We start from the raw sequence: 24,769 nt of genomic DNA, 5'->3' as shown, positions 1-24,769 counted from the left end.
GCGGCATTTGTTTTACAGTGCGGGCTTCGCACCCCCTGGTCCTCTTCTTGAACCGTTCCGCCCCGCCCTTGCCCGCTGCCATGCCGGCGCCGCCCTCCGCCCGTCATCCGGCCGTACGCCTGCTGCTGTGCCTGCTCCTGGCCCTGGCGGCCCAGGCCCTGCCGGCGCTCCTGGCGGCCGCCCTGGTCCTGCCTTTGCTGCGGGCCGACGGCGTGGCCGGGCGTTGCCGCACTCTGCTGCGGCGCACGCGCTGGCTGCTGCTTTCCCTCTTCCTCGTCTTCGCCCTGGGCACCCCGGGCACGCCCCTCTACGACCACGCCTGGAGCCCTTCCCGGGAAGGGGTGTTCCTCGGCCTGGAACAGTGCCTGCGCCTGGCGACGGTGCTGCTGGCCGTCTCCTGGCTGTTGCACCGAACCCGGCCGGCGGCCCTGGCCCAGGGCCTGCTGACCCTGTTGCAGCCCCTGCGCTACCTGGGGCTGGCGCCGGAGCGGGGCATTGCCCGCCTGCTGCTGGTGATGCGGCACGTGGATTCCGCCGAAGCCTGGCCCCGGGGCCAGGACTGGCGCCGTTTCCTGGAGATGCCGGCCCAGGAGCAGGAAAGCGTCCTGGAGGTGGAACTGCATCCCCTGCCAGGCCCTGACCGCCTGCTTCTCGCCGGCATGGGTCTCGGCATCCTCGTCCTGCTTGCCTCTCCGCTGTGGTTGCCATGAGCGAATCCACTGTTCTTTCCGCCACCACCCCGGGCCGCATCGCCCTGGGCCTGGAGTACGACGGCAATGCCTTCCACGGCTGGCAGACCCAGCCCGGCGGCCGCACCGTGCAGGATGCCCTGGAGGCCGCCCTGGGCGCCATTGCCGGGGTGCCGGTGGCCACCACCTGCGCCGGCCGCACCGATACGGGCGTCCATGCCACTTCCCAGGTGGTGCATTTCGACGCGCCCGTGTCCCGGCCCGAATCGGCCTGGGTGCGGGGCGTCAATTCCCATCTGCCCGACGGCGTCGCCGTGCGCTGGGCCCAGGCCGTGCCTGCCGATTTCCATGCCCGCTTCTCCGCCCGGGGGCGGCGCTACCGCTACCTGCTGCTCAACCGCCCGGTGCGGCCGGGCCTGGCCGCCGGCCGGGTGGGCTGGTTCCATCTGCCCCTGGATGTGGCGAAAATGCAGGCGGCCGCCGACCTGCTCCTGGGAGAACACGATTTCTCCACCTTCCGCGCCGCCGAATGCCAGGCCAAGACGCCGGTGAAGGAACTGCGGCAGGCCCGGGTCAGCCGCCAGGGCGAGCTGGTAGTGTTCGACTTCGAGGCCACCGCCTTTCTGCACCACATGATCCGCAACCTGGTGGGCACCCTGGTCTATGTGGGCAAGGGCAAGCACGAGCCGGCCTGGATCGGCGAACTGCTGGCGGCCCGGGACCGGCGCCTGGCGGCCCCCACCTTCAGTCCCTCCGGCCTCTACCTGGCCGGCGTCAGCTACGAACCCCACTGGGGCCTGCCGGAGACCACGGTGCTGCCCCAAATCTGGAGCCTGGAACCATGACGAGCGCCACCCATGCCCGTACCAAGACCCGCATCAAGATCTGCGGCCTGACCCGGGAGGCGGACGTGGATGCCGCCGTGGCTGCCGGCGCCGACGCCATCGGCTTCGTCTTCTACCCGCCCAGCCCGCGCTACGTCACGCCCGAACGGGCGGCGGAACTGGCCCGGCGGCTGCCGCCCTTCGTCGCGGCGGTGGGGCTGTTCGTGAATCCGGAACCGGCCCAGGTGGAGGCCGTGCTGGCCAAAGTGCCCCTGGAGGTCCTGCAATTCCACGGCGACGAGACGGAAAGCCAGTGCCGGCGCTACCTGCGGCCCTACCTCAAGGCGGCCCGCGTAAGGCCCGATCTGGATTTGGTACAATACGCGGCTGCTTACCCTTCGGCCCGGGCCATCCTGCTGGATGCCTTCGTCGATGGTTACGGCGGCGGCGGCAAGACCTTCGACTGGTCCCTCATCCCGGCCGGCCTGGCCCAGAGCATCGTGCTTTCCGGCGGCCTGGACGGGGACAATGTGGCGGAGGCGGTACGGCGGGTGCGCCCGGCGGCGGTGGATGTGTCCTCCGGCGTCGAAGCGGCCAAGGGCATCAAGGATGCCGCCAAGATCCGGGCCTTCATCGCCGCCGTTCGCAGTGCCGACAACGATTGATTTGACGAACTGATTTATGCGCAAGAAACCGGGCGGACATACTCGCACTCACTGGCGCCACCACCTGGCGGACCACACCTGAGAGACGGCGGCTGACTAAGCAGTCCCCGTCCTTCTCAACGTTCGTCTTCTGGAGTCCTACCATGTCCTACAACCTGCCCGACGCCTCCGGCCACTTCGGCCCCTACGGCGGCATCTTCGTCTCCGAAACCCTCATCGCCGCCCTCGAAGAACTGAAGGCGGCCTATGCCCACGCCTGCACCGATCCTGCCTTCCAGGCCGAGTTCGACTACGAGCTGAAGCACTACGTGGGCCGTCCCAGCCCCATCTACCATGCCAAGCGCTGGTCCGAGCTGCTGGGCGGCGCCCAGATCTACCTGAAGCGGGAAGACCTTAACCACACCGGCGCCCACAAGGTGAACAACTGTATCGGCCAGGCCCTGCTGGCCAAGCGCATGGGCAAGCCCCGGGTCATCGCCGAGACCGGCGCCGGCCAGCACGGCGTCGCCACCGCCACCGTGGCCGCCCGCTACGGCTTCGAGTGCGTGGTGTACATGGGCTCCGAGGACGTCAAGCGCCAGGCCGCCAACGTCTATCGCATGAAGCTCCTGGGCGCCACCGTGGTGCCCGTGGAGTCCGGCTCCAAGACCCTCAAGGACGCGCTCAACGAAGCCATGCGCGACTGGGTCACCAACATCGAGAACACCTTCTACATCATCGGCACCGTGGCCGGTCCCCATCCCTATCCCATGATGGTGCGGGACTTCCAGACCGTCATCGGCAAGGAGGCCCTGGTGCAGATGCCGGAGATGGCCGGGCGCCAGCCCGACGCGGTGATCGCCGCCGTCGGCGGCGGTTCCAACGCCATGGGCATCTTCCATCCCTACATTCCCCATGAGAGCGTCAAGCTGATCGGCGTCGAGGCCGCGGGGGAGGGCATGGATACCAACCGCCATTCCGCCAGCCTGCAGAAGGGTCGCCCCGGCGTGCTGCACGGCAACCGCACCTACCTGCTGCAGGACGAGAACGGCCAGATCACCGAGACCCACTCCATCTCCGCCGGCCTCGATTACCCCGGCGTCGGCCCCGAGCACGCCTGGCTGAAGGATTCGGGCCGGGCCGAATACGTGGGCATTTCCGACAGCGAAGCCCTGCAGGCCTTCCATGACCTGTGCCGCTTCGAGGGCATCATTCCCGCCCTGGAGTCCTCCCACGCCCTGGCCTATGCCGCCAAGCTGGCCCCCTCCCTGGCCAAGGACAAGATCCTGCTGGTCAATCTATCCGGCCGCGGCGACAAGGACATGCACACCGTCGCCGAAAAGTCCGGCATCCAATTCTGAGAGCCCGCCCCATGTCCCGCATCCAACAGACTTTCGACGCGCTCAAGGCCCAGGGCAAGAAGGCCCTGATTCCCTTCATCACTGCCGGCGATCCCCATCCGGCCCTCACCGTCACCCTGCTGCACACCCTGGTGGAAGCCGGCGCCGACGTGATCGAGCTGGGCGTGCCCTTCTCCGATCCCATGGCCGACGGCCCCACCATCCAGCGCGCCTCCGAGCGGGCCCTGGCCAAGGGCGTCAGCCTGCGCCAGGTGCTGGCCATGGTCAGCGAATTCCGCGAGAAGGACGGCGAGACTCCCATCGTCCTCATGGGCTACGCCAACCCGATCGAGGCCATGGGCATGGAAGCCTTCGTCGCCGCCGCCGCCGAGGCCGGTGTGGACGGCGTGCTGGTGGTGGATTACACCCCGGAGGAAAGCGCCGCCTTCTGCGCCGCCATGAACGCCCGGGACCTGGACACCATCTTCCTCCTCGCTCCCACCTCCACCGATGCCCGCATCAGTCAGGTGGGCCAGCTGGCCCGGGGTTACGTCTATTACGTTTCCCTCAAGGGGGTGACCGGCAGCGGCGCCCTCAACTTCGACGAAGTGGCCGAACGCATTCCCAAGATCCGCGAAGCCACCGGCCTGCCCGTGGGCGTCGGCTTCGGCATCCGCGATGCGGAAACGGCCAAGCGCATCGCCGGCATGGCCGACGCCGTGGTGGTGGGCAGCCGCATCATCGAGGAAATGGAAAAGTACCCGGATGACGCCGTGGCCCGCGTCAAGGGCCTGGTGGCCGACATCCGCCGCGGTGTGGATGCCGCCAGCAAGTAATTTTTTAGCCACAGAGGGCACAGAGGACACAGAGAGTAAAACCGACAGGACAGTCATGCCGCGAGGGCTTTTGATCAGGCCCTGTCGCGTTGTCCAGGAATTGTTTTTAACTCTGTGATCTCTGTGCCCTCTGTGGCCAACCCGAATTTAAAAAAGTACCGGAGAACGCCATGAGCTGGTTGCAGAAACTGCTGCCCCCGAAGATCAAGCGTGAAGGCGCGCCGCGCAAGTCCAACCTGCCGGAAGGCCTGTGGCGCAAGTGCCCGTCCTGCGAGGCGGTGCTCTACGCCACCGACCTGGAAGGCAACCTGCACGTCTGCCCCAAGTGCGGCCACCACAACCGCCTCAATTCCCGGGAACGCCTGGACCTGCTGCTGGACCCGGAAGGCCGTTTCGAGATCGGCGCCGAAGTGCTGCCGGTGGACAGCCTCAAGTTCAAGGACAGCCGCCGCTATCCGGAGCGCCTCAACGACGCCACCGAAGACACCGGCGAGACCGATTCCCTGGTGGTGATGCAGGGCGCCATCAAGACCCTGCCCGTGGTCGTGGCCTGCTTCGAATTCAACTTCATGGGCGGCTCCATGGGCTCCGTGCTGGGTGAGCGCTTCATCCGCGGCGTCCAGGTGGCCCTGGAGCAGAACGTGCCCTTCATCTGCATCACCGCCTCCGGCGGCGCCCGCATGCAGGAAGGCCTGTTCTCCCTGATGCAGATGGCCAAGACCACCGCTTCCCTGACCAAGCTGTCGGAAGCCGGCCTGCCCTTCATTTCCGTGCTCACCGATCCCACCATGGGCGGTGTCTCCGCCTCCTTCGCCTTCCTTGGCGACGTGGTTATCGCCGAGCCCAATGCCCTGATCGGCTTCGCCGGTCCCCGGGTGATCGAGCAGACGGTGCGGGAAAAGCTGCCGGAAGGCTTCCAGCGCTCCGAGTTCCTGCTGGAAAAGGGCGCCATCGACCTGATCGTGGACCGCCGCGAAATGCGCGACAAGATCGCCCAGCTGCTGGCCCTGCTGCAGAAGCTGCCTGCGGCTGCCTGAAAATCTTTTTTGCCACAGAGGGCACAGAGAACACAGAGAGTTTCCGCTCCGTGCGTAAGGGCGGAGGAAACTGTGTGGGCCTGTGCCCCGGGAGGCAACAGGGACGCCATTCTTCAGCCTGCCATGGCCGAGGTCCGCGTCCCTGGTGCCTTCCCGGGTAGGTGCTTTTGACTTTCCTCTGTGATCTCTGTGCCCTCTGTGGCTAGCCTTTCTATGTCATCCCCCACCACCCTGTCCGACTGGCTCACCCATCTCGAATCCCTCCATCCCAAGGGCCAGGCCGGCATCGAGCTGGGCCTGGAGCGGGTGGCCCGGGTCAAGGCAGCCCTGGGGCAGACCGAGTTCTGCCCGGTCGTCACCGTCGGCGGCACCAACGGCAAGGGCTCGGTCTGTGCCTATCTGGAGAACATCCTGGACCGGGCCGGTTGCAAGGTGGGCTCCTACAGTTCCCCCCACCTTCTGCGCTACAACGAGCGGGTGCGCCTCAACGGCCAGCCGGTGGAGGATGAGGCCCTGTGCGCCGCCTTCGCCAGGGTGGAAGCAGCCCGGGGCGATGAGGCCCTGACCTATTTCGAATTCGGCACCCTGGCCGCCTGGGAAGTCTTCGCCGCCGCCGGGGTGGAGGCCATCGTCCTGGAAGTGGGCCTGGGCGGCCGCCTCGATGCGGTGAACATCTACGAGCCGGACGTGGCCGTGGTCACCGGCATCGCCCTGGACCACACCGACTGGCTGGGCCCCACCCGGGAAGACATCGGCCGGGAAAAGGCGGGCATCTTCCGCCCCGGCAAGCCCGCCATCTGCGCCGACGCCAAGCCGCCCCAGTCCCTGCTGGACCACGCCGCCGCCATCGGTGCCGAGCTGAAACTCATCGGCCGCGACTTCGGTTTCGAGAAAAGCACCGAGGACCGCCTGCAATGGCGCTACTGGCTGCGCCAGGGCGAGGCCCTGCAGCGCCGCGCCCTGGCCTTCCCCGGCCTGCGCGGCACGGCCCAGCTGGCCAACGCCAGCGCCGCCCTGACCGCCCTGGAATACCTCAAGGACCGTCTGCCCGTTTCCATGGGCGCCATCCGCGCCGGCCTCATCGAGACCGAGCTGCCCGGCCGCTTCCAGGTACTGCCCGGCCAGCCGGCGGTGGTCCTGGACGTGGCCCACAATCCCCAGTCGGCCCAGGTGCTGGCCGACAACCTGGGCAATATGGGCTTCTACAACCGCACCCACGCGGTGGTGGGCATGCTCGGCGACAAGGACATCGCCACCACCCTGGCCGCCCTCAAGGGCAAGGTGGATACCTGGCTGCTGGCCGACCTGGCGGTGCCCCGGGGCGCCTCTGCAGTGCAGCTGGCGGAGGCCGTGGCCGGCCTTGGCGGCGAGGTGCACTGCCACGATTCCCCCTACGCCGCATGGCAGGCAGCCCTGAAGCAGGCTGCCGAGAATGATAGAATCCTGGTTTTTGGATCCTTCCATACGGTGGCCGGTGTGCTGCCCCATGTGGGCCAGCGACATCGCCAACCGGGTCAAACCCCCAGCTAAAGGTGCTTCGGGCATGCAAGTGACGGACAGTGACGCACAACTGCAACTGAAAAAACGTGCCCGGCGCCGCCTGGTGGGGGCCGTGGCCTTCGTCACGTTCGCCGCCATCGTGCTGCCCATGGTCATGGACCAGGCACCGCCGCCGCCCACGCCCGACGTGCAGATCCGCATCCCCGGCCAGGACCAGACGGCCTTCAATCCCCAAGCCCTGACGCCGCCGGCGCCGGCCAAACCCGCCGCCCCGGCCAGAACCGAACTGGCGCCGCCCCCCGTGGTCGCCGTGGCTCCGGCCGCCGAGGCCCCTGCCAAGCCGGCAGAAAAGCCCCCCGTCGCCACGCCCGCCCCGGTAGAAAAGCCTGCCGCCAAGCCCGTGGACAGGACTGCGGAAAAGCAGGCGGCGGAGAAGGCTGCCGCCGACAAGGCCGCCGCTGCCGAGAAGGCCAAGGCCGAGGCCGAAGCCAAGCGCGCCGCCGCCCTGCTCGGTGCCGGCAAGCCTGAAGCCGCCAAGCCGGCGGCTGCGGCCGGCCAGCACGTCATCCTCATCGGCGCCTTTGCCAACCCCGGCAACGTCAAGGTGCTGCAGACCAAGCTCAACGAAATCGGCGTCAAGTCCTACACCGAGAACCTGGATTCCCCCCAGGGCGCCAAGACCCGCGTGCGGGCCGGCCCCTTCCCGAGCAAGGAAGCGGCGGAAAAGGCCCTGGATAAAATGAAGAAAATCGGTGTCAACGGCATCGTCTCCGCGAAATAAGCACGACCGGCAATGACCGCACTGGACTTTGCCATCATCGGCATCATCCTGGCCTCCCTGCTGCTGGGCGCCTGGCGCGGCGTGGTGGGCGAGATCATCGCCCTGGTGGCCTGGATCCTCGGCTTCCTCGCTGCCCGGGCCTTCGGTCCGGAAGCCGCCCAGGTGTTCCTCTCCGGCCTCATCGCCGATCCGGTGTGGCGCCTGGTGGCCGGCTACATCCTGGTCTTCGTCGGCGTCCTGCTGCTGCTGGCCCTGCTGCGGTTGGCGGTGCGGGGTCTGATCCGGGCCCTCGGCCTGGGCCTGGCGGACCGGCTCCTGGGCGTGGTCTTCGGCGTGGCCCGGGGCGCCCTGATCGTGTTGTTGCTGTTTGCCGCCGGGGGCATGACTTCCCTGCCCAAGGCGAGCTGGTGGGCCCAGGCCCAGTTGGCGCCTCCCTTCGAGACGGCGGTGCTGCTGGCCAGGCCCTGGCTGCCCGACGAGGTGGCGAAAAGGATCAAGTACCGGTAGCCTCCGGCTTCCGGCCCAAGTTTTGTAACAGACAGGTGGTGTTCTATGTGCGGTATTCTCGGGGTCGTCGCGACCACGCCGGTTAACCAGCTCCTTTACGATGGCCTCATGGTGCTCCAGCACCGGGGCCAGGACGCCGCGGGCATCGCCACGGCGGAAGGCAATACCTTCCACATGCACAAGGGGCCGGGGCTGGTGCGGGACGTGTTCCGTACCCGCAACATGCGGGCTCTCCCGGGCAACTGGGGTATCGGCCATTGCCGTTATCCCACGGCAGGTTCCGCCTGGAACTTCGCCGAGGCTCAACCCTTCTACGTCAATTCCCCCTTCGGCCTGACCCTGGCCCACAACGGCAACCTGACCAATGCCGAAGTGCTGAAGGAAGAAATGTTCGTGCAGGACCTGCGCCACGTGAACACCAACTCGGATTCCGAGGTGCTGCTCAACGTCCTGGCCCATGAACTGCAGGCCGCCGCCAAGGGCGCCCGCCTCGATCCGGACATCATCTTCCGCGCCGTCGCCGGCGTGCATCGCCGGGTCCGCGGCGCCTACGCCGTGGTGGCCATGATCGCCGGCTACGGCCTGCTGGCCTTCCGCGATCCCTTCGGCATCCGTCCCCTGGTGATGGGCCGCAATCCGGTGGAAGAGGGCTACGAATACCTGATCTCCTCCGAGTCCGTGACCCTGGATACCCTGGGCTTCGAGGTGATGCGCGACATCGCCCCGGGCGAGGCCGTCTTCATCGACCTGCAGCGCAACCTCTCCAGCCGCCAGTGCGCCGACAAGCCGGTGTACGCCCCCTGCATCTTCGAATACGTCTATCTGGCCCGCCCCGACTCCCTCATGGACGGCGTCTCCGTCTATGAAACCCGTCTGCGCATGGGCGAGTTCCTGGCCGAGAAGGTGAAGCAGGTGCTCAACCCGGCCGACATCGACGTGGTCATCCCCATTCCCGACTCCTCCCGGCCCTCCGCCATGCAACTGGCCCAGGCCCTGAATATTCCCTACCGGGAAGGTTTCGTGAAGAACCGCTACATCGGCCGCACCTTCATCATGCCGGGCCAATCCACCCGCAAGAAGAGCGTGCGCCAGAAGCTCAACACCGTCTCCCACGAGTTCAAGGGCAAGCGGGTGCTGCTGGTGGACGACTCCATCGTGCGCGGCACTACCAGCCGGGAAATCGTCGAGATGGCCCGGGCCGCCGGCGCCCTCAAGGTGTACTTCGCCTCCGCCGCGCCGCCCGTGCGCTTCCCCAATGTGTACGGCATCGACATGCCGACCCGGGGCGAACTCATCGCCACCGGCCGCACCGATGACGAGATCGCCAAGGAAATCGGTGCCGACGCCCTGGTGTACCAGGAGCTGGACGCCCTCAAGGCCGCCGTGCGTGCCCTCAATCCGGAGCTGACCTGTTTCGACACCTCCTGTTTCGACGGCACCTACGTCACCGGCGACATCACGCCGGCCTACCTGGACAAGGTGGAGAACGGCCGCGGCGGCAAGGGCAAGTCCAGCAACGAGGATGACAGCAATGCCACCCAGCAGCTGGACCTGAACCTGATGGGCAACAACGCCGAACACTGAGCGCCCGCCGGAGCAGAGAAAAAACCACCAGGCCCGTTCCGGATTTCCCGAACGGGCTTGGTCATTAAGGAACCCCCATGAGCATCGACAGCAACAACGACTGGCAGCTGGAAACCCTGGCGGTGCGCGCCGGCCAGGAGCGCAGCCAGTTCAACGAGCATTCCGAGGCGCTGTACCTGACCTCCAGCTTCGTCTTCGAGAACGCGGCCCAGGCCGCCGCCCGCTTCTCCGGCGAGGAGGAGGGCAACGTCTATTCCCGCTTCTCCAACCCCACCCTGAGCCTGTTCCAGGACCGCCTGGCAGCCCTGGAGGGGGCCGAGAGCGCCATCTGCACCGCCAGCGGCATGTCCGCCATCATGTCCCTGGTCATGGCCCATCTGAAGGCCGGTGACCACGTGGTGGCCTCCGCCGGCCTCTTCGGCGCCACCATCCAGCTTTTCAACAACATCCTGGCCCGCTTCGGCATCAGCACCACCTACGCCAGCCAGACCCGGCCGGAAGAGTGGGCCGCCGCCATCCGTCCCGAAACCAAGCTGTTCTTCCTGGAGACGCCCTCCAACCCCCTGACGGAAGTGGCCGACATCGCCGCCCTGGCCGAGATCGCCCACGCCAAGGGCATCCTGGTGGCGGTGGACAACTGCTTCTGCACCCCCGCCCTGCAACGGCCCCTGGAACTGGGCGCCGACCTGGTGGTGCATTCGGCCACCAAGTACCTGGACGGCCAGGGCCGGGTCCTGGGGGGCGCCGTGGTGGGCTCGAAGAAACTCACCGAAGAGGTCTTCAAGTTCCTGCGCACTGCCGGGCCGACCCTCTCCGCCTTCAACGCCTGGGTCCTGGCCAAGGGCCTGGAAACCCTGAAGATCCGCATGGCCGCCCAGTCCGCCAATGCCCTGGAGCTGGCCACCTGGCTCGAAGCCCACCCCAAGGTGGCCCGGGTGTTTTACCCCGGCCTGGCCTCCCATCCCCAGCACGCCCTGGCCATGCGCCAGCAGAAGAGCGGCGGCGCCATCGTCTCCTTCGAGGTCAAGGGCGGCAAGCCGGAGGCCTGGAAAGTGGTGGACAACTGCCGCCTGCTCTCCATCACCGCCAACCTGGGCGACGTGAAGACCACCATCACCCACCCGGCCACCACCACCCACGGCCGCATCAGCGCCGAGGCCCGGGCCACCGCCGGCATTGGCGACGGCTTGCTGCGCATCGCCGTCGGCCTGGAAGCGGTGCCGGACCTGCAGGCCGATCTGGAGCGGGGCCTGGCCCAGCTCTGAGGCCGTCGGGACGGCCTTGCCGGCCGCGCGTCGCAGATGAGAAAGCCCCCGCTTGCCGGGGGCTTTTTCTTTGGCAACCACGCATTTGCTTTGCCGTTTCGGAGAGAGGGAAGTGCCCTCCCCAAAGGGAATGGGTTCGCGCTGCCGGCGGCCGAAAACAGCATTGCCCCAGGAGGCAATGGGGACGGGAATGTTAGCCGTGCCATGCCGGAGAAGGCCGTCCTTGTTGCCTCTCAGTCATGGTGGCTTTTACCCCCGAAACAGGCGCGGACTACCGGCAAATGCCCGGGGCAAGTTAAGCATGTAAATCCTTTTTCTTTGGTAATGGCGGGGACCGACCTAGCGGTGGTGATGGCCCCGGGGCGGCGGGCCTCCGTGCCAGTTCCCCGGCCCCGGGCCGTAGCCGGGGCCCGGATGGTGGTGGTGTGGCTGCCAGGCGCCCTCGTTGAAATACCAGTGTTGGTGGCGCTGTTCCCAGCGGCCCGGCACGTAAATGTAGCCCGGGCGCTGGCGCAGCCAGCGGCCTTCCAGCCAGACGTAGTTGTAGCCGTCCCAGGCCCAGTAACCCGGGGCCCACAGATAGCCGCCCCGGGGCGGCGGCAGGACTTCGTAGCGGGGCGGCGGGGGCGGGGAGCCGATCTCGATGCCGATGGCCAGGCCGGCGGGCATGGCCCGCACGGACCATTGATCGGCCCGGGCCGGCGCCGTCGTCAGCAGGGTGGCGGCCAGGGCCAGCAGCAGGCGGGCGAGGCGGGGAGGGATGAAACGGGGGGTAAGCATGGCAGTCTCCGCAGCGGGAGACAGGAGGTCTCCCTTGGCGGAAATAACGCCGGGCCCCGGCGCCCCGTTGAGCCCGGACACAATTTGTTGCCATTGCGCCGGCGGCCGGCGCCGGCCTCGCCTCACCCGTACGGCCTGTCCGCCATGCCGGGCCGGAGATCGAGTACTGCTGCGGTCCTCAGCCCTGTTCCAGCCGTCCCCCGCCCAGAGCCTTGTAGAGGCCGATGGCGTTGCGGATGTCGTCCCGCCGCAGTTCCAGCAGGCCCAGTTGGGAGGCGTAGGCCTGGCGCTGGGCGTCGAGCAGTTCCAGGCGGCTGTCCAGGCCGGCCCGATAGCGCAGGGTGGACAGCTCCCGGCGCCGCTCGGCGCTGGCCACGGCCCGCTCCTGGGCCTGGATCTGGCGGCCGAAGGTGGCGCTGCCGGCGAGGCCGTCGCGCACTTCGCGGAAGGCGGTCTGGATGGCCTTCTCGTACTCGACCACGGCGGCCGAGCGGCGCAGTTCGGCCAGCCGCAGTTCGGCCCGCAGGCGCCCGCCCTGGAAGATGGGCTGGCTGATCTGGGGAGTGAAGGCCCAGGTCTGGTGGGCGCCGGCAAAGAGGCTGCCGAAGGAGGGGCTGATGGCGCCCACGGACAAGGTCAGCAGCAGGCGCGGGAAGAAGGCGGCGCGGGCGGCGCCGATGTCCGCGTTGGCGGCGATGAGGGCCTGTTCCGCCTGCTGGATGTCGGGCCGGTGGGCCAGCAGGTCCGACGGCAATCCCGGCGGCAGCTGGGTCAGCACCGGCTGTTGGGCCAGGGGCGTGGGCGGTGGCAGGTCCGCCGGCGGCTCCGTGCCGAGCAGCAGGGCCAGGCCGTTGCGGGCCTGGGCCAGGGCCCGCTGACGGCTTTCCAGATCGGCTTCGGCGGTGGCGACCTGGCCTTCGGCCTGGGCGATGTCTAGGCCGCTGCTCTGCTGGGCCAGCTTCAGCTTGCGCGCCAGGTCCAGGGACTGGCGCCAGTCCGCCAGGGTCAGTTCAGTCAGGCGCAGTTGCTCGTCGGCCAGGCGCTCGGTGAAATAGGCCTCGGCCACGGCGCCGATGAGACTGAGGCGGGCCGCCCGCAGGCCGTGCTCGCTGGCCAGGTAGCGGGCGAAGGCGGCTTCCGAGAGGGAACCGACGCGGCCAAAGAGGTCCACCTCGAAGGCGCTGACGCCCAGGCTGGCGGAACGGGTCTCCTGGATGGCGGTGCTGTTGCCGCCGTCGCTGGAGCTGCGCTGGCGCGAGCCTTCCAGCCCGGCATCGACACCGGGCACCCGGTAGCTGCGCTGGATGTCGTACTGGGCCTGCACCTGGGAGACGTTGAGCACGGCCAGGCGCAGGTCCCGGTTGTGTTCCAGGGCCACTTCGATGAGGCGCTGCAGGCGCGGGTCGCCGAACATGCGGCGCCAGCCGATGGCGGCGGCGGAAGCAGTCGCCGATTTTGCCGCCGCCTCGCCCGCCGGGGCGGTGCCGTAGGTATCGGGCACGGGCAGGGCCGGCTTTGGCAGCGCCGGCGCCAGGGAACAGCCGCCGAGGGCCAGGAGGAGGGAAAGAGTGAGGGGAGATAAACGCATGGTCAATCCTTGTTCCAGCGCTGGCGCAGGCGTTGCAGGGTGGCGGAGGCGGCCAGCCGTTCGCTGAGGCTGAGGACGAAGACGAAATACACCGGCACCAGGAACACGGCCAGCACGGTGGCGGTGATCATGCCGCCGAAGACGCCGGTGCCGATGGCGTGCTGGGTCTCGGCGCTGGCGCCGCTGGCCAGCATCAGGGGCACCACGCCCAGGGCGAAGGCCAGGGAGGTCATGAGGATGGGCCGCAGGCGCAGGCGGGCGGCCGCGGCGGCGGCCTCGATCAGGCCCATGCCCTGCTCGTGCAGCTGCTTGGCGAATTCGATGATGAGGATGGCGTTCTTGGCCGAGAGGCCGATCACCGTGATCATGCCCACCTTGAAGAAGACGTCGTTGGGCATGCCCCGTGCGTACACCGCGAAGACGGCGCCGATCAGGCCCAGGGGCACCACCAGCATCACCGCCAGGGGGATGGTCCAGCTCTCGTAAAGGGCAGCCAGCACCAGGAACACCACCAGCATGGAGAGAGCCATCAGCAGCGGCGCCTGGGCCGCCGACTGGCGCTCCTGCAGGGACTGGCCGGTCCACTCCACGGCGAAGCCGGGCGGCAGCTTCGCCGCCAGGCGCTCCATCTCGGCCATGGCCTCGCCGCTGGAGGCGCCCGGGGCGGCGCTGCCGGCAATGCGCACGGCCGGATAGCCCAGGTAGCGCACCAGCTGCAGCGGCGCATCGCTCCACTGGGGCGTCACCACCTCGCTCAGGGCCACCATGCCGCCGGCGTTGTTGCGCACGTGCAGGCGCAGGATGTCCTCCACCTGCATGCGGGAACGGGCCTCGGCCTGGATGATGACCTGCTGCATGCGTCCCGCATTGGGGAAGTCATTGACGTAGAGGGAGCCCATGGCGGTGGACAGGGTGTCGCTGATGTTGGCGAAGGAGACGCCCAGGGCCTCGGCCTTCTGCCGGTCGATGTCGAGGCGGACGCTGCTGCCCGGCGGCAGCCCTTCCGGATAGACGCCGGTCACCAGCTTGCTTTCCGCGGCCATGGCCAGCAGCTGCTGCTGGGCCGCCATGAGGGCGGCGTAGCCCTGGTTGGCCCGGTCCTGCAGGCGCATGGAAAAGCCGGACGAGGTGCCCAGCTCCTCGATGGCCGGCGGCATCAGATTGATGACCATGCCTTCCCGGGCCACGCCCATGGCTTCCTGGGCGGCCATCACCTCGGCGGGGGCGGTGGCGCCCTGGCGTTCGTGCCATTCCTTGAGGGTGGTGAAGATGATGGCGGCGTTGGGGCCGGAGCCGGAGAAACCCCAGCCGAGCACGGCCTGCACCGCCTCGATGCCGGGACGGCCGACGGCATGGGCCTCGAAGGCCTTGACCACGTCCAGGGTGCGCTCCGTGGTGGCATCGGAAGGCAGCTGGATGGAGGTGATGAAGTAGCCCTGGTCCTCCTCCGGCAGGAAGGCCGACGGCAGCTGCCAGAAGCCCAGGGCCAGCACCCCGGTGATGGCCAGGAAGACGGCCATGGCCCGGCCGCTGCGCCGCACCATGGCGACCACCCGGGTTTCGTAGCGGCCGGTCATGCGCTCGAACATGCGGTTGAACCAGCCGAAGAAGCCGCCCTTCTCGTGGTGGGCGCCGTCCACCGGCTTGAGCAGGGTGGCGCAGAGGGCCGGCGTCAGGGTCAGGGCGAGGAAGGCGGAGAAGAGGATGGAGACCGCCATGGACAGGGTGAACTGGCGGTAGATGACGCCGACGGAGCCGCCGGCCAGGGCCATGGGAATGAACACGGCGATCAGCACCAGGGTGATGCCGACCACGGCACCGGAGATTTCCTTCATGGCCTTGAGAGTCGCCTCCCTGGGCGACAGCCCCTCGCTGGCCATGAGGCGCTCCACGTTCTCCACCACCACGATGGCGTCGTCCACGATGATGCCGATGGCCAGCACCATGCCGAACATGGTCAGCACATTGACCGAGAAGCCGGTGGCCAGCATCACGGTGAAAGTGCCGAGCAGGGCGATGGGGGCGACGATGGCGGGAATGAAGGTGTAGCGCACGTTCTGCAGGAACAGGTACATCACCAGGAACACCAGCAGCATGGCTTCGAGCAGGGTCTGGGCCACCTTCTCGATGGAAATCTGCACGAAGGGCGCCGTGTCGAAGGGCACCGAATAGCTCATGCCCGGCGGCATGGTCTTGGCCAGTTCGGCCAGGCGTGCCTTGACCGCGGCCGAGGTGCGCACCGCATTGGCGCCGGGGGACATCTGCACCCCCAGGGCGGCGGCGAGCTTGCCGTTCTCCCGGTTCGACTCGCCGTAGCTCTGGGCGCCCAGGGCGACCCGGGCGACGTCGCCCAGCACCACTTTGGAACCATCCGGATTGGCCCGCAGGACGATGGCGGCGAACTGCTCGGGGGTCGTCAGCTGGCCCTGCACCGAGACCGGAAAGGTGACCCGCTGGCCTTCCACCGTGGGGGCGCCGCCGACCCGGCCCGGGGCGATCTGGGTGTTCTGCTGGGTCACGGCGTCGCTCAGGTCGCTCATGGAAAGCTTGTAGGCGACCAGCTTGGCCGGGTCCACCCAGATGCGCATGGCGGCTTCGGAGCCGAACAGCTGCACCCGGCCGACCCCGTCCACCCGCCGCAGTTCCTCCACCATGTTGCGCGCCATGTAGTCGTTGAGGGCCACTTCGCTGTGGCGGCCGTCGTCGGACTTGAGGCTGATGAACATGAGGAAGGAGGAGGCCGCCGATTCGAACTTGAGGCCGTTCTGCCGCACCACGGCCGGCAGGCGTGGCTCCACCGTCTTGATGCGGTTCTGCACGTCCACCTGGGCCAGCTCCGGGTTGGTGCCCGGCTTGAAGGTGGCGGTGATCTGGGCGAAACCGGAGGTGTCGGTGGAGGACTCGAAGTAGAGCAGGTTCTTGACGCTGGAAAGCTCCCGCTCGATCAGCCCCACCACCGCGTCGTTCATGGTCTGGGGCGTGGCGCCGGGATACACGGCATAGATGCTGACCATGGGCGGCGCCACCGTGGGATAGCGGGCGATGGGTAGCTGGGGAATGGCGATGAGACCCAGCAGGATGATGAAGAGGGCGATCACCCAGGCGAAGATGGGGCGCCGGACGAAGAAGGCAGGCAGTCTCATGGCGCCACCGTCTTGCCGTCAGCGGCCAGGGCCCAGGGCTGGGCCGAGACGGGCATGCCCGGCTGCAGCCGGTCCTGGCCTTCGACGATGACCCGCTCGCCGGCGGCGAGGCCGCTGCGCACCAGGTACTGGCGTTCCACCAGCTTGCCCAGTTCCACGTTCTTGACCCCGGCCTTGCCGTCCTGGCCCACCACCCAGACCCGGGCCTGGCCGGTGGAGGAGCGGGACACGGCCTGCTGCGGCACCAGCAGCCCCTGGATGTCGCCGCCCTGGGGCACTTTGGCCCGCACGAACATGCCCGGCAGCAGGTGCCGCTCCGGATTGTTCACCCGGATGCGGATGACCACGTCGCCGGTGCCCGCATCCACATTGATGCCGGAAAAGAGGATGTGGCCGGAGACCGGATATGGATTGCCCTGGGCGTCGAGGATTTTCACGTTGCCGTCCTTGCCGCCGTCGCTGCTGGCGCTCTGGCCGGCGGACTTGCGGATGGCTTCCAGCATGGAGGCCGGCTGCCGCACATCCACATAAACCTGGTCGATCTGCTGCACCCGGGCCATGGGGTTGGCGTCGCTCTGGCCCACCAGGGCGCCTTCGGTCACCAGCTCCTCGCCGATGCGGCCGGCGATGGGGGAACGAATGGTGGCGAAGTCCAGGTCCAGTTGCCGGCGCGCCAGGGCGGCCTTGGCCTGGGCCACGTCGGCCGAGCTCTGGTTGTACTGGGAGAGGGCGTCGTCGAAGAGTTGCTGGCTCACCGCATCCGCATCCACCAGGGGCTTTAAGCGGTCCACCTGCAGCTTGGCCCGCTCCATGGCGGCGATGGCCCGCTTCAGGGCCGAGGCGGCACTGTCCACCTCGGCCTTGAAGGGGGCCGGGTTGATCTGGAACAGGGGCTGGCCGGCCTGCACTTCGGCGCCCTGCTCGAACAGCCGGCGCAGCACGATGCCGCCGACCTGGGGCCGGATTTCCGCCGTGCGCAGGGCGCTGACCCGGCCGGGCAACTCGTCTTCGAGATGGACCGGGCGCGTTTCCACGACGATGGTGGATACAATGGGCGGCGGCATTTCCTGGGGTGCCTCCCCGCCGCCGCAGGCGGCCAGGGTGAGGGCGAACAGGGAAACAAGGAACGGCCGCAGTTGCGGTAAGCTTTTTTTCATGGCTTGGGGCTGGGTCCTGCGAAGGGCAGGGACGGCATAGTGATGACCGGGCCAGTGTAGGCGGATGAAATTGACTATCCGTGGCGGAAATGTGGAGAAATGATGGAGAAGCGCCCAGGAAGGAAAGGCACATTGCCGGAAGTACCGGCACCCCGGCTGTGCCCGGAAAATGGGAGGCGGCAGTGAATTCCCCGGCGGCCCTGGTCCTCGTTGCCGAGGACGAACCGGAAATCGCCGACATCCTGCGGGCCTATCTGGCGCGGGAGGGGCTGCGCAGCGCCCATGCCGCCAACGGCCGGGAGGCCCTGGAACTGCACCTCTCCCTGCGGCCCGACCTGCTCCTGCTGGACGTGCGCATGCCCCTCCTGGATGGCTGGCAGGTGCTGGCCGAGGTGCGCCGCCGCGGCAGCACGCCCATCATCATGATCACCGCCCACGACCAGGATGTGGACAAGCTCTCGGCCCTGCGCATGGGCGCCGACGATTACGTGGTCAAGCCCTTCAATCCTGCCGAGGTGGCGGCCTGGGCCCGGGCCGTGCTGCGCCGCACCCTGGGCGGCGGGGAGGGGAATGGGGGAGCCGGCGTCCTGCGCACCGGTCCCCTGGAAATCGACCTGGACGCCTTCCGCGTCAGCGTCCGCAGCGACCGGGGCGAACAAGCCCTGGCCCTGACCCTGACCGAGTTCCGCCTGCTCGCCCATCTGGCCCGCATGCCGCGCCGGGTCTTTTCCCGCAGCGAGCTGCTGCACGCCTGCCTGCCGGAGAGCGATGCCCTGGAACGGACCGTGGACAGCCACCTGAGCAAGCTGCGGCGCAAGCTGGAGGAGGCCGGGGTCGGCGGCCTGCCGGTGAGCGTGCGCGGCGTCGGCTACTGCCTGGAAGGGAATGCCTGATGTTTCCCGGCGGCCTCAGCCGGCAGCTGGTCATCTCCATGTCGGCGGTGGCCCTGGGGGTGACCCTGTTCATCCACGTCAGCTTCTACATTTTCTACGCCGTGGCCATGGAGGTGAATCCGGCCATGGTCTCCTCCACTCCCGATGCCTGGCCCCCCACCGGGCCCGAATGGGGCTGGATGATCGGGGTCACTCTGGTGGGGCTGCTGGGGGCTGTGTATACCGCCTCCCGCCTGGCCCGGCGCATCCTGCAGCCCCTCAATTCGGTGGCCGACAGCGTGCGTCGCCTGGCCCACGGCGACCTGGATGCCCGGGCCGAGGCCGGTGCCAACGCCCTGGGCGAAACCGCCGTTCTGGTGCGGGACTTCAATGCCATGGCCGAGCGCCTGCAGCGCATGAGCAGCGAGTTTTCCACCTGGAACGCGGCCATCGCCCACGAGCTGCGCACGCCGGTGACCATCCTGCGCGGGCGTCTGCAGGGGCTGGCGGAGGGCGTCTTCGAACCGGACCCGGTGCAGTTCCACAGCCTGCTGACCCAGGTGGAAGGCCTGTCGCGGCTGATCGAGGACCTGCGGGTGCTGAGCCTGGCCGACAGCGGCCACCTCAACCTGCACCTGGAGCGCAGCGACCTGGCGGCGGAAATCCTGCGCATCGCCAGCCTGCTGGAGCCGGAACTGGTGGCCGCCGGCTTCCGCCTGCGCCTGCGGCTGGAGGCGGCGCCGGTGTTGTGCGACGTCACCCGCATCCGGCAGATCGTCATGGCTTTGCTCGACAATGTGCGGCGCTATGCCCAGCCCGGTGAGATCACCATTTCCTGCCACCTGGGGGAGGGCGCTTTCGTCTTCCAGATCGAGGACGACGGACCCGGGGTGCCGGAAGAACTGCTGCCCCATCTGTTCGACGCCTTCCAGCGCGGCGACGATTCCCGTAGCCGCGCCAGCGGCGGCAGCGGCCTGGGCCTGGCGGTGGTGCGGGCGGTGGTGGAAGCCCACGGCGGCCGCATCCGCTGCCTGCGGGGCAGCCGGGGCGGCGCCCTGTTCGAGGTGGTGCTGCCCCAGGCTTAGGCCCGGGGCGGGGGCCTCATTCGTGGCGCAGGGCCTCGATGGGGTCCAGGCCGGCGGCGCGGCGTGCCGGGACGTAGCCGAAGATGACGCCGATGGCGGCGGAGAAGCCGAAGGCCAGCAGGTTGATGCCCGGATTGAAGAGGAAGGGCATGCCCATCAGGGCCGAGAGGCCGAGGCAGGCGAGCAGGGCCAGAATGATGCCGACCAGGCCGCCGAAGGCGGAGAGGGCCACGGCCTCGATGAGGAACTGCAGCAGCACCTCGTTCTCCAGGGCGCCGATGGCCAGGCGGATGCCGATCTCCCGGGTGCGTTCGGTGACCGACACCAGCATGATGTTCATGATGCCGATGCCGCCCACCAGCAGGCTCACCGCGGCCACGGCGCCGAGCAGGGTGGTCATGGTGCCGATGGTGCCGGAGAGGGCTTCGGCGATCTGCTTGGTGTCCATCAGGTTGAAGTTGTCGTCGTCGTTCTCCGCCAGCTTGCGCCGCTCCCGCATCAGCTGCCGGATCTGTTCCATGACCCGGGGGGAGCTGGCGCCGTCCTTGAGGGACAGCATCAGGGTGGAGACGTCCTGGGTCTTGCCGGTGAGGCGGCGCTGGGCCGTCACCAGGGGCATCAGCACCACGTCGTCCTGATCCATGCCCATGGCGCCCTGGCCCTTGCTGGCCAGGATACCGACGATCTCGCAGGAGAAATTCTTCACCCGCACCGCGTTGCCGAGGGGGCTCTGGCCGGCGAATAGCTTCTGCTTGACCGTGTTGCCGATGACGCACACCGCCTTGCCGGCGCGCATTTCCTCGTCGCTGAACTGGCGGCCGGCAGCCAGCTTCCAGTTGCCGGCGACGAAGTAGGCGTTGGTGCTGCCGGTGACGCTGGAAGACCAGTTCTCGGCGCCGGCCACCAGGGTCACGGTGCTGCTCACCACCGGCGCCACGGCCTTGAGGGAGGGCACCTGGGTGAGCAGGGCCTCCACGTCGGCGGCGCGGAAATTGGGGGCGCCGGCGCTGTCCCGTCCGGGGCCGAGGCGCTGGCCGGGGCGCAGGATGAGCAGGTTGCTGCCGAGGCTGGAAATCTGCTCGGCCACCATGCGGGTGGCGCCGTTGCCCAGGGTCACCATGGTGATGACGGCGGCGACGCCGATGACGATGCCCAGCACCGTCAGGAAGGAGCGCATCAGGTTGCGGCGGATCTCCCGCAGGGCCAGGAGGATGGCGTTCAGGAACATGGGGCGGGCTCCGCGGTGCGTTCGTCGCTGGCCACCCGGCCGTCCACGAAATGGACGATGCGGCTGGCGTAGGTGGCCATGTCGGGCTCGTGGGTGACCATGGCGATGGTGATGCCCTGTTCCCGGTTCAGCCTCACCAGCAGTTCCATGATTTCGTGGCTGCGCTGGCTGTCCAGGTTGCCGGTGGGCTCGTCGGCGAGAAGCACCAGGGGATTGGTGACGATGGCCCGGGCGATGGCCACCCGCTGCTGCTGGCCGCCGGAAAGCTCGGCCGGGGTGTGGTGCTCCCAGCCGTTGAGGCCGACCCGGGCCAGGGCTTCGCGGGAGGCCCGGTGCCGCGCTTCCGGGGTCTCGCCGCGGTAGAGCAGGGGCAGTTCCACGTTCTCCTGGGCCGAGGTGCGGGCCAGCAGGTTGAAGCCCTGGAAGACGAAGCCCAGGTAGTGGCGGCGCAGCAGGGCCCGCTGGTTGCGGGAGAGATCCTGCACCGGCACACCCTGGAACAGGTAGTCGCCGCTGCTGGGGCTGTCCAGGCAGCCGAGGATGTTCATCACCGTGGATTTGCCCGAGCCGCTGGGGCCCATGACGGCGACGAAGTCCCCTTCGGCAATTTCCAGGTCGACGCCGCGCAGGGCCTGGAACTCGGCCTGGCCCTGGCCGTAGGTCTTGGTGATGCGGCGGAACTGGATCAGGGGCGGCGCCGCGCCGTTGCCGGAACTCACGGGCGCATCTCCTGGTATTCGGTGATGACGGCCATGCCCGGCTGCAGGTCGCCGCCCAGTATCTCCGTATAGCGGCCGTTGCTGACCCCCGGAGTGACGGCCACGGCCACCGGCTGGCCCTCCTGCAGCACCCACACCTGGGTGGCGGCGGCGCCGTTGTCCTTGCGCTTCTTCTCCGGCTCCCGGGGCGGCCCGGGCATGAGGCGGGAGAGGAAGCTGCGCTGGTCGCCGCCGGCCGCCTGGGGCGGGGTGAAGCGCAGGGCGGCGTTGGGCACCAGCAGGGCCTTGTCCCGGCTGGCGGTGATGATCTCGGCGGTGGCGGTCATGCCCGGGCGCAGGGCCAGGTCGTTGTTGGCCACCTTGAGCACGGTCTTGTAGGTGACCACGTTGTCGGTGGTGGTGGAACCGATGCCGACCCGCTGGATCTGGGCCGGGAACTTGCGCCCGCTCCAGGCGGAGACGGTGAAGCTGGCCTGCTGCCCCACCTGCACGCTGCCCACGTCGGCCTCGTCCACCTTCACCTGCAGTTCCATCTGGGTCAGGTCTTCGGCCAGGGAAAAAAGCACCGGGGTGGTCATGGCGGCGACCACGGTCTGGCCCGGTTCCACCTTGCGCGTCAGCACCACCCCGTCCACCGGGGAGCGGATGGTGGCCTTGGCGATATTGGTCTCGTCCGACTTCAGGGTGGCCCGGGCCTGGGTCACCGTCGCCCGGGCGCTGGCCTCGTTGGCCTGGGCCCGCAGCAGGGTCGCTTCCGCCGTTTCCAGTTCGGTCTTGGCCGGCACCTTGCCGCCGGACAGCTCCGCCACCTGGCGCATGCGCGAAAGGCTGGCCCGGGCCTCGGCCACGGTGGCCACGGCCTGGGCCACGCTGGCTTCGGCGGCGGCCACGGCGGCCTGGGACTTGACCACCTGGTCCTTGAGCTTGGAGATGTCCAGCTGGGCCAGCAGCTGGCCTTTTTTCACCTGCTCGTTCTCCTGTACCAGCACCGACTCCAGGGTGCCGGAAAGTTCGCTGCCCACGTCCACCGACTTGGTCGGCGCCAGGGTGCCGCTGGCGGAAACGGTGACCACCAGGGGGCCGCTGTCCACGGTTTCCGTGAGGAACTGGCCCTGGCTCTTCTTGCCGCCGGAAAGAAGCAGGGCGAGGGCCAGCACGGCGATGGCGCCCCCCGCCAGGAAGCGCTTGGGATAACGCTGCCAGAGGGGCTGGGCGCCGCTGCCGGCGGCCTTCTTGAGGAGGTCCTGGAGGGCGCCGGTGGGGTTGTCCTGGGGCGAGGTCATGGGGCGGTCTTTTCCTGTGTCGAAAGGGGTGTGGCAGCGGTGGCAGCGATGGCGTCCGCCGGGGCCTCGGGGGCGCTCCAGCCGCCGCCGAGGGCCTTGTAGAGCTGGATCACGGCGCTGAGCACGGCCAGGCGCGCCGTGGCCAGGCTGTCTTCGGCGCTGAGGCGGGTACGTTCGGTGTCCAGCACCTTCTGGAAGTCCGTCAGGCCGGCCTGGTACATCTGCCGTGCCAGCTGGGCTGCGTTGCGGGCCGCTTCGGCGGCGCGGCGGCGGGTGGCCTCCTGCTCCCGGCCGGCGGCGTAGGCGGCCAGGGCGTTTTCCGTATCTTCCAAGGCCGTCAGGATTTTCTGCTCGTAGGCGATCAGGGCCTGTTCCTGGGCGGCGTCCTGCACCGCGATGCGGCTCTTCAGGCGGCCGCCGTCGAACAGGGTGGCGGCCAGGGTGCCCGCCAGGGAGCGGGCCGCGGTGCCGCTGCCGCCCAGGGCGCCGGAGGTGAGGGCCTGCCAGCCGAAACTGCCGCTGAGGGTGAAGCTGGGATAGCGTTCCGCCACCCGGGCATGGACCCGGGCCGTTTCCGCCGCCAGGGTGCGCTCGGCGGCGCGCACGTCGGGGCGGCGGCGCAGGGCGTCGGCGGGAATGCCGACGGCAATCTCCCGGGGCGCCGCCGGCAGGGGCCGGGCGCTGCCGAGCCGCTCCTGCAGGCTGCCCGGGGTCTGGCCCAGGAGCACGGCCAGGCGGTTCTGGGAGGCGGCGACGTTGCTCACCAGGGCGGGAATGGTGGCCCTAGTCTGTTCCAGGCTGGTGCGGGCCTGTTCCACGTCCAGTTCGGTGGCCAGGCCGGCCTGCTGCCGCCACTGGGTGATCTCCAAGGTTTCGGCCTGGCTGCTGGCGTTGTCCCGGGCGATCTGCAGGCGTTCCTGGTAGGTGCGCAGCTCCACGTAGTTGCGCGCCACCTCGCCCACCAGGGTGACCCGGGCGTATTCCAGGGTGGCGGCCTGGGCGGCCACGTCCGCATCGGCGGCGCTGACGTCCTGGCGCACCACGCCGAAGATGTCCGGCTCCCAGCTGGCGTCGAAGCCGGCGTCGTAGATGGTGGTGCGCCGGCTGCTGCCGCCGCTGACGGCGGGGCTGGCCTTGCTGCCGGTGGCGCCGGTGGAGGCGCTGAGGCCCGGGTAGTAGTCGGCGGCGGCCAGGTCCCGGCTGGCCCGGGCGCTGCGCAGCTTGGCCTGGGCGCTGCGCAGGTCCGGCGAGGCGGAGAGGCCCTGGGCGATCAGCTGGTCGAGCAGCGGGTCGTTGAAACGGGTCCACCACTGGGCCAGCACGGCGGCCTCATCGGCCTCGGTGGTGGCCTCCGCGGTTGTCTCGGCCCGTGCCGGGGCTGGGCCCTGCCATTGCTCCGGCACGCTCACCTGCAGGCGGCGCTGGTCCAGGTCCGGCGCCGGGGTAAACAGGGTGCAGCCCCCCAGGCTGCCGGCCAGGGCCAGCAGGAGCAGGGCGTGGCCGGCGGTGCGGCGGAGGAAGGGGGGCGGGGAGAGCGGCATGGGATTCCGGTGGGGGCGACGGTGGGCAGGAAAGTGGTGGAGAAGAGCGGAACGGCGGGTGCCGACGGGACGCTGCGGCGGCCCGGATTGGCCGCTGGCAAGCCGCTGGCAGGCAGTTCGCCTGGAGGCCGCAAGCGGCTCGGATGCGGCCCGGTAATTGAATCTTAACAATTATCCCCGGGCCTGCCGGGTGGCCGGCGGCCGTTTTTGCAGACATTTACATCCGTGTAAGCGAAGGTTTCCGGCAACCCGGGGGCGAATGGCGGCCCGGGGGGCGGGGGACCGTGCTACACTGCGCGCCTCGCGTCGCCGTAATCAGTCACGGCGGGCGTCGTGATTTCGTTGAAATCCCTCCGGCCGGGCCCT

General features: G+C 68.8%; 21 protein-coding genes. 13 read left to right on the top strand and 8 right to left on the bottom strand.

What is annotated here, in order from left to right; all coding sequences use genetic code 11:
- Positions 1-47: 47 nt before the first annotated feature.
- The 11 genes from OEL49_RS01095 (at position 48) to OEL49_RS01045 (ending at position 11,007) form a co-directional block, all read left to right on the top strand.
- The gene (locus OEL49_RS01095) at positions 48-710 is read left to right on the top strand and encodes a CbiQ family ECF transporter T component (protein WP_287873793.1); all 663 of its coding nucleotides are present in this window, start codon (positions 48-50) and stop codon (positions 708-710) included.
- Positions 707-1,534: a tRNA pseudouridine(38-40) synthase TruA gene (truA, locus tag OEL49_RS01090; RefSeq protein WP_287873792.1), complete on the top strand. Its 828-nt coding sequence runs from the start codon at positions 707-709 to the stop codon at positions 1,532-1,534. Before OEL49_RS01095 ends, truA begins: the two co-directional genes overlap by 4 nt.
- Entirely contained in the window at positions 1,531-2,178 is a 648-nt protein-coding gene (locus OEL49_RS01085; protein ID WP_014238205.1) for a phosphoribosylanthranilate isomerase, read from the top strand. The genes truA and OEL49_RS01085 overlap by 4 nt, the downstream gene beginning before the upstream one ends.
- Before the next feature lie 143 nt (positions 2,179-2,321).
- Positions 2,322-3,518 (top strand): tryptophan synthase subunit beta, encoded by a 1,197-nt coding sequence (trpB, locus tag OEL49_RS01080; RefSeq protein ID WP_014238204.1) that lies wholly within the window; start codon positions 2,322-2,324, stop codon positions 3,516-3,518.
- Between the two features lie 11 nt (positions 3,519-3,529).
- Positions 3,530-4,333, top strand: coding sequence for a tryptophan synthase subunit alpha (gene trpA / locus OEL49_RS01075; protein WP_287873791.1), 804 nt, complete (start codon positions 3,530-3,532; stop codon positions 4,331-4,333).
- Positions 4,334-4,503: 170 nt separating this feature from the next.
- Positions 4,504-5,370 carry an acetyl-CoA carboxylase, carboxyltransferase subunit beta gene (gene accD / locus OEL49_RS01070; RefSeq protein WP_014238202.1) on the top strand — a complete coding sequence of 289 codons (867 nt, stop codon included), beginning with the start codon at positions 4,504-4,506 and terminating at the stop codon, positions 5,368-5,370.
- Positions 5,371-5,583: 213 nt separating this feature from the next.
- Positions 5,584-6,900 (top strand): bifunctional tetrahydrofolate synthase/dihydrofolate synthase, encoded by a 1,317-nt coding sequence (gene folC, locus OEL49_RS01065; RefSeq protein WP_287873790.1) that lies wholly within the window; start codon positions 5,584-5,586, stop codon positions 6,898-6,900.
- Positions 6,901-6,913: 13 nt separating this feature from the next.
- A complete protein-coding gene (locus OEL49_RS01060; protein WP_287873789.1) occupies positions 6,914-7,651 on the top strand; it encodes an SPOR domain-containing protein in 738 nt (245 codons plus the stop codon).
- A gap of 12 nt (positions 7,652-7,663) precedes the next feature.
- The gene (locus OEL49_RS01055; RefSeq protein ID WP_014238199.1) at positions 7,664-8,158 is read left to right on the top strand and encodes a CvpA family protein; all 495 of its coding nucleotides are present in this window, start codon (positions 7,664-7,666) and stop codon (positions 8,156-8,158) included.
- Between the two features lie 45 nt (positions 8,159-8,203).
- The gene (gene purF / locus OEL49_RS01050; RefSeq protein ID WP_287873787.1) at positions 8,204-9,742 is read left to right on the top strand and encodes an amidophosphoribosyltransferase; all 1,539 of its coding nucleotides are present in this window, start codon (positions 8,204-8,206) and stop codon (positions 9,740-9,742) included.
- Positions 9,743-9,819: 77 nt separating this feature from the next.
- A complete protein-coding gene (locus OEL49_RS01045) occupies positions 9,820-11,007 on the top strand; it encodes an O-succinylhomoserine sulfhydrylase (protein ID WP_014238197.1) in 1,188 nt (395 codons plus the stop codon).
- Between the two features lie 339 nt (positions 11,008-11,346).
- On the opposite strand, the gene OEL49_RS01040 is transcribed toward OEL49_RS01045, so the two are convergent.
- From OEL49_RS01040 to OEL49_RS01025, 4 genes are all read right to left on the bottom strand, one after another.
- Positions 11,347-11,787: a YXWGXW repeat-containing protein gene (locus OEL49_RS01040; protein ID WP_014238196.1), complete on the bottom strand. Its 441-nt coding sequence runs from the start codon at positions 11,785-11,787 to the stop codon at positions 11,347-11,349.
- 178 nt (positions 11,788-11,965) lie between these two features.
- Positions 11,966-13,375 carry an efflux transporter outer membrane subunit gene (locus OEL49_RS01035; RefSeq protein ID WP_287873786.1) on the bottom strand — a complete coding sequence of 470 codons (1,410 nt, stop codon included), beginning with the start codon at positions 13,373-13,375 and terminating at the stop codon, positions 11,966-11,968.
- A 2-nt stretch (positions 13,376-13,377) separates the two neighbouring features.
- Positions 13,378-16,518, bottom strand: a complete 3,141-nt coding sequence (locus OEL49_RS01030; protein ID WP_275888315.1) for an efflux RND transporter permease subunit — start codon at positions 16,516-16,518, stop codon at positions 13,378-13,380.
- On the bottom strand, positions 16,515-17,675 hold the full coding sequence (locus OEL49_RS01025) for an efflux RND transporter periplasmic adaptor subunit (RefSeq protein WP_287873784.1): 1,161 nt from the start codon (positions 17,673-17,675) through the stop codon (positions 16,515-16,517). The genes OEL49_RS01030 and OEL49_RS01025 overlap by 4 nt, the downstream gene beginning before the upstream one ends.
- Before the next feature lie 182 nt (positions 17,676-17,857).
- Here OEL49_RS01025 and OEL49_RS01020 point away from each other — a divergent pair, with 182 nt between their 5' ends.
- The gene (locus tag OEL49_RS01020; RefSeq protein WP_287873783.1) at positions 17,858-18,568 is read left to right on the top strand and encodes a response regulator; all 711 of its coding nucleotides are present in this window, start codon (positions 17,858-17,860) and stop codon (positions 18,566-18,568) included.
- Complete coding sequence (locus OEL49_RS01015; protein ID WP_287873782.1) at positions 18,568-19,632, top strand: ATP-binding protein; 1,065 nt, start codon at positions 18,568-18,570, stop codon at positions 19,630-19,632. Before OEL49_RS01020 ends, OEL49_RS01015 begins: the two co-directional genes overlap by 1 nt.
- 16 nt (positions 19,633-19,648) lie before the next feature.
- On the opposite strand, the gene OEL49_RS01010 is transcribed toward OEL49_RS01015, so the two are convergent.
- From OEL49_RS01010 to OEL49_RS00995, 4 genes are read right to left on the bottom strand one after another with little or no spacing between them, the layout of a single operon-like run.
- On the bottom strand, positions 19,649-20,860 hold the full coding sequence (locus tag OEL49_RS01010; protein ID WP_014238190.1) for an ABC transporter permease: 1,212 nt from the start codon (positions 20,858-20,860) through the stop codon (positions 19,649-19,651).
- Positions 20,851-21,579: an ABC transporter ATP-binding protein gene (locus OEL49_RS01005; RefSeq protein ID WP_287873781.1), complete on the bottom strand. Its 729-nt coding sequence runs from the start codon at positions 21,577-21,579 to the stop codon at positions 20,851-20,853. The genes OEL49_RS01010 and OEL49_RS01005 overlap by 10 nt, the downstream gene beginning before the upstream one ends.
- Positions 21,576-22,862 (bottom strand): efflux RND transporter periplasmic adaptor subunit, encoded by a 1,287-nt coding sequence (locus OEL49_RS01000; protein ID WP_152088888.1) that lies wholly within the window; start codon positions 22,860-22,862, stop codon positions 21,576-21,578. Before OEL49_RS01000 ends, OEL49_RS01005 begins: the two co-directional genes overlap by 4 nt.
- The gene (locus OEL49_RS00995; protein ID WP_287873780.1) at positions 22,859-24,403 is read right to left on the bottom strand and encodes an efflux transporter outer membrane subunit; all 1,545 of its coding nucleotides are present in this window, start codon (positions 24,401-24,403) and stop codon (positions 22,859-22,861) included. Before OEL49_RS00995 ends, OEL49_RS01000 begins: the two co-directional genes overlap by 4 nt.
- Positions 24,404-24,769: the final 366 nt, after the last annotated feature.

Origin of the sequence: Azospira sp. (genome assembly GCF_030247495.1) — a bacterium.
Classification (GTDB): domain Bacteria; phylum Pseudomonadota; class Gammaproteobacteria; order Burkholderiales; family Rhodocyclaceae; genus Azospira; species Azospira oryzae.
Note: the sequence above shows the minus strand (reverse complement) of the source record. Positions and strands in the feature narration are given on the sequence as shown.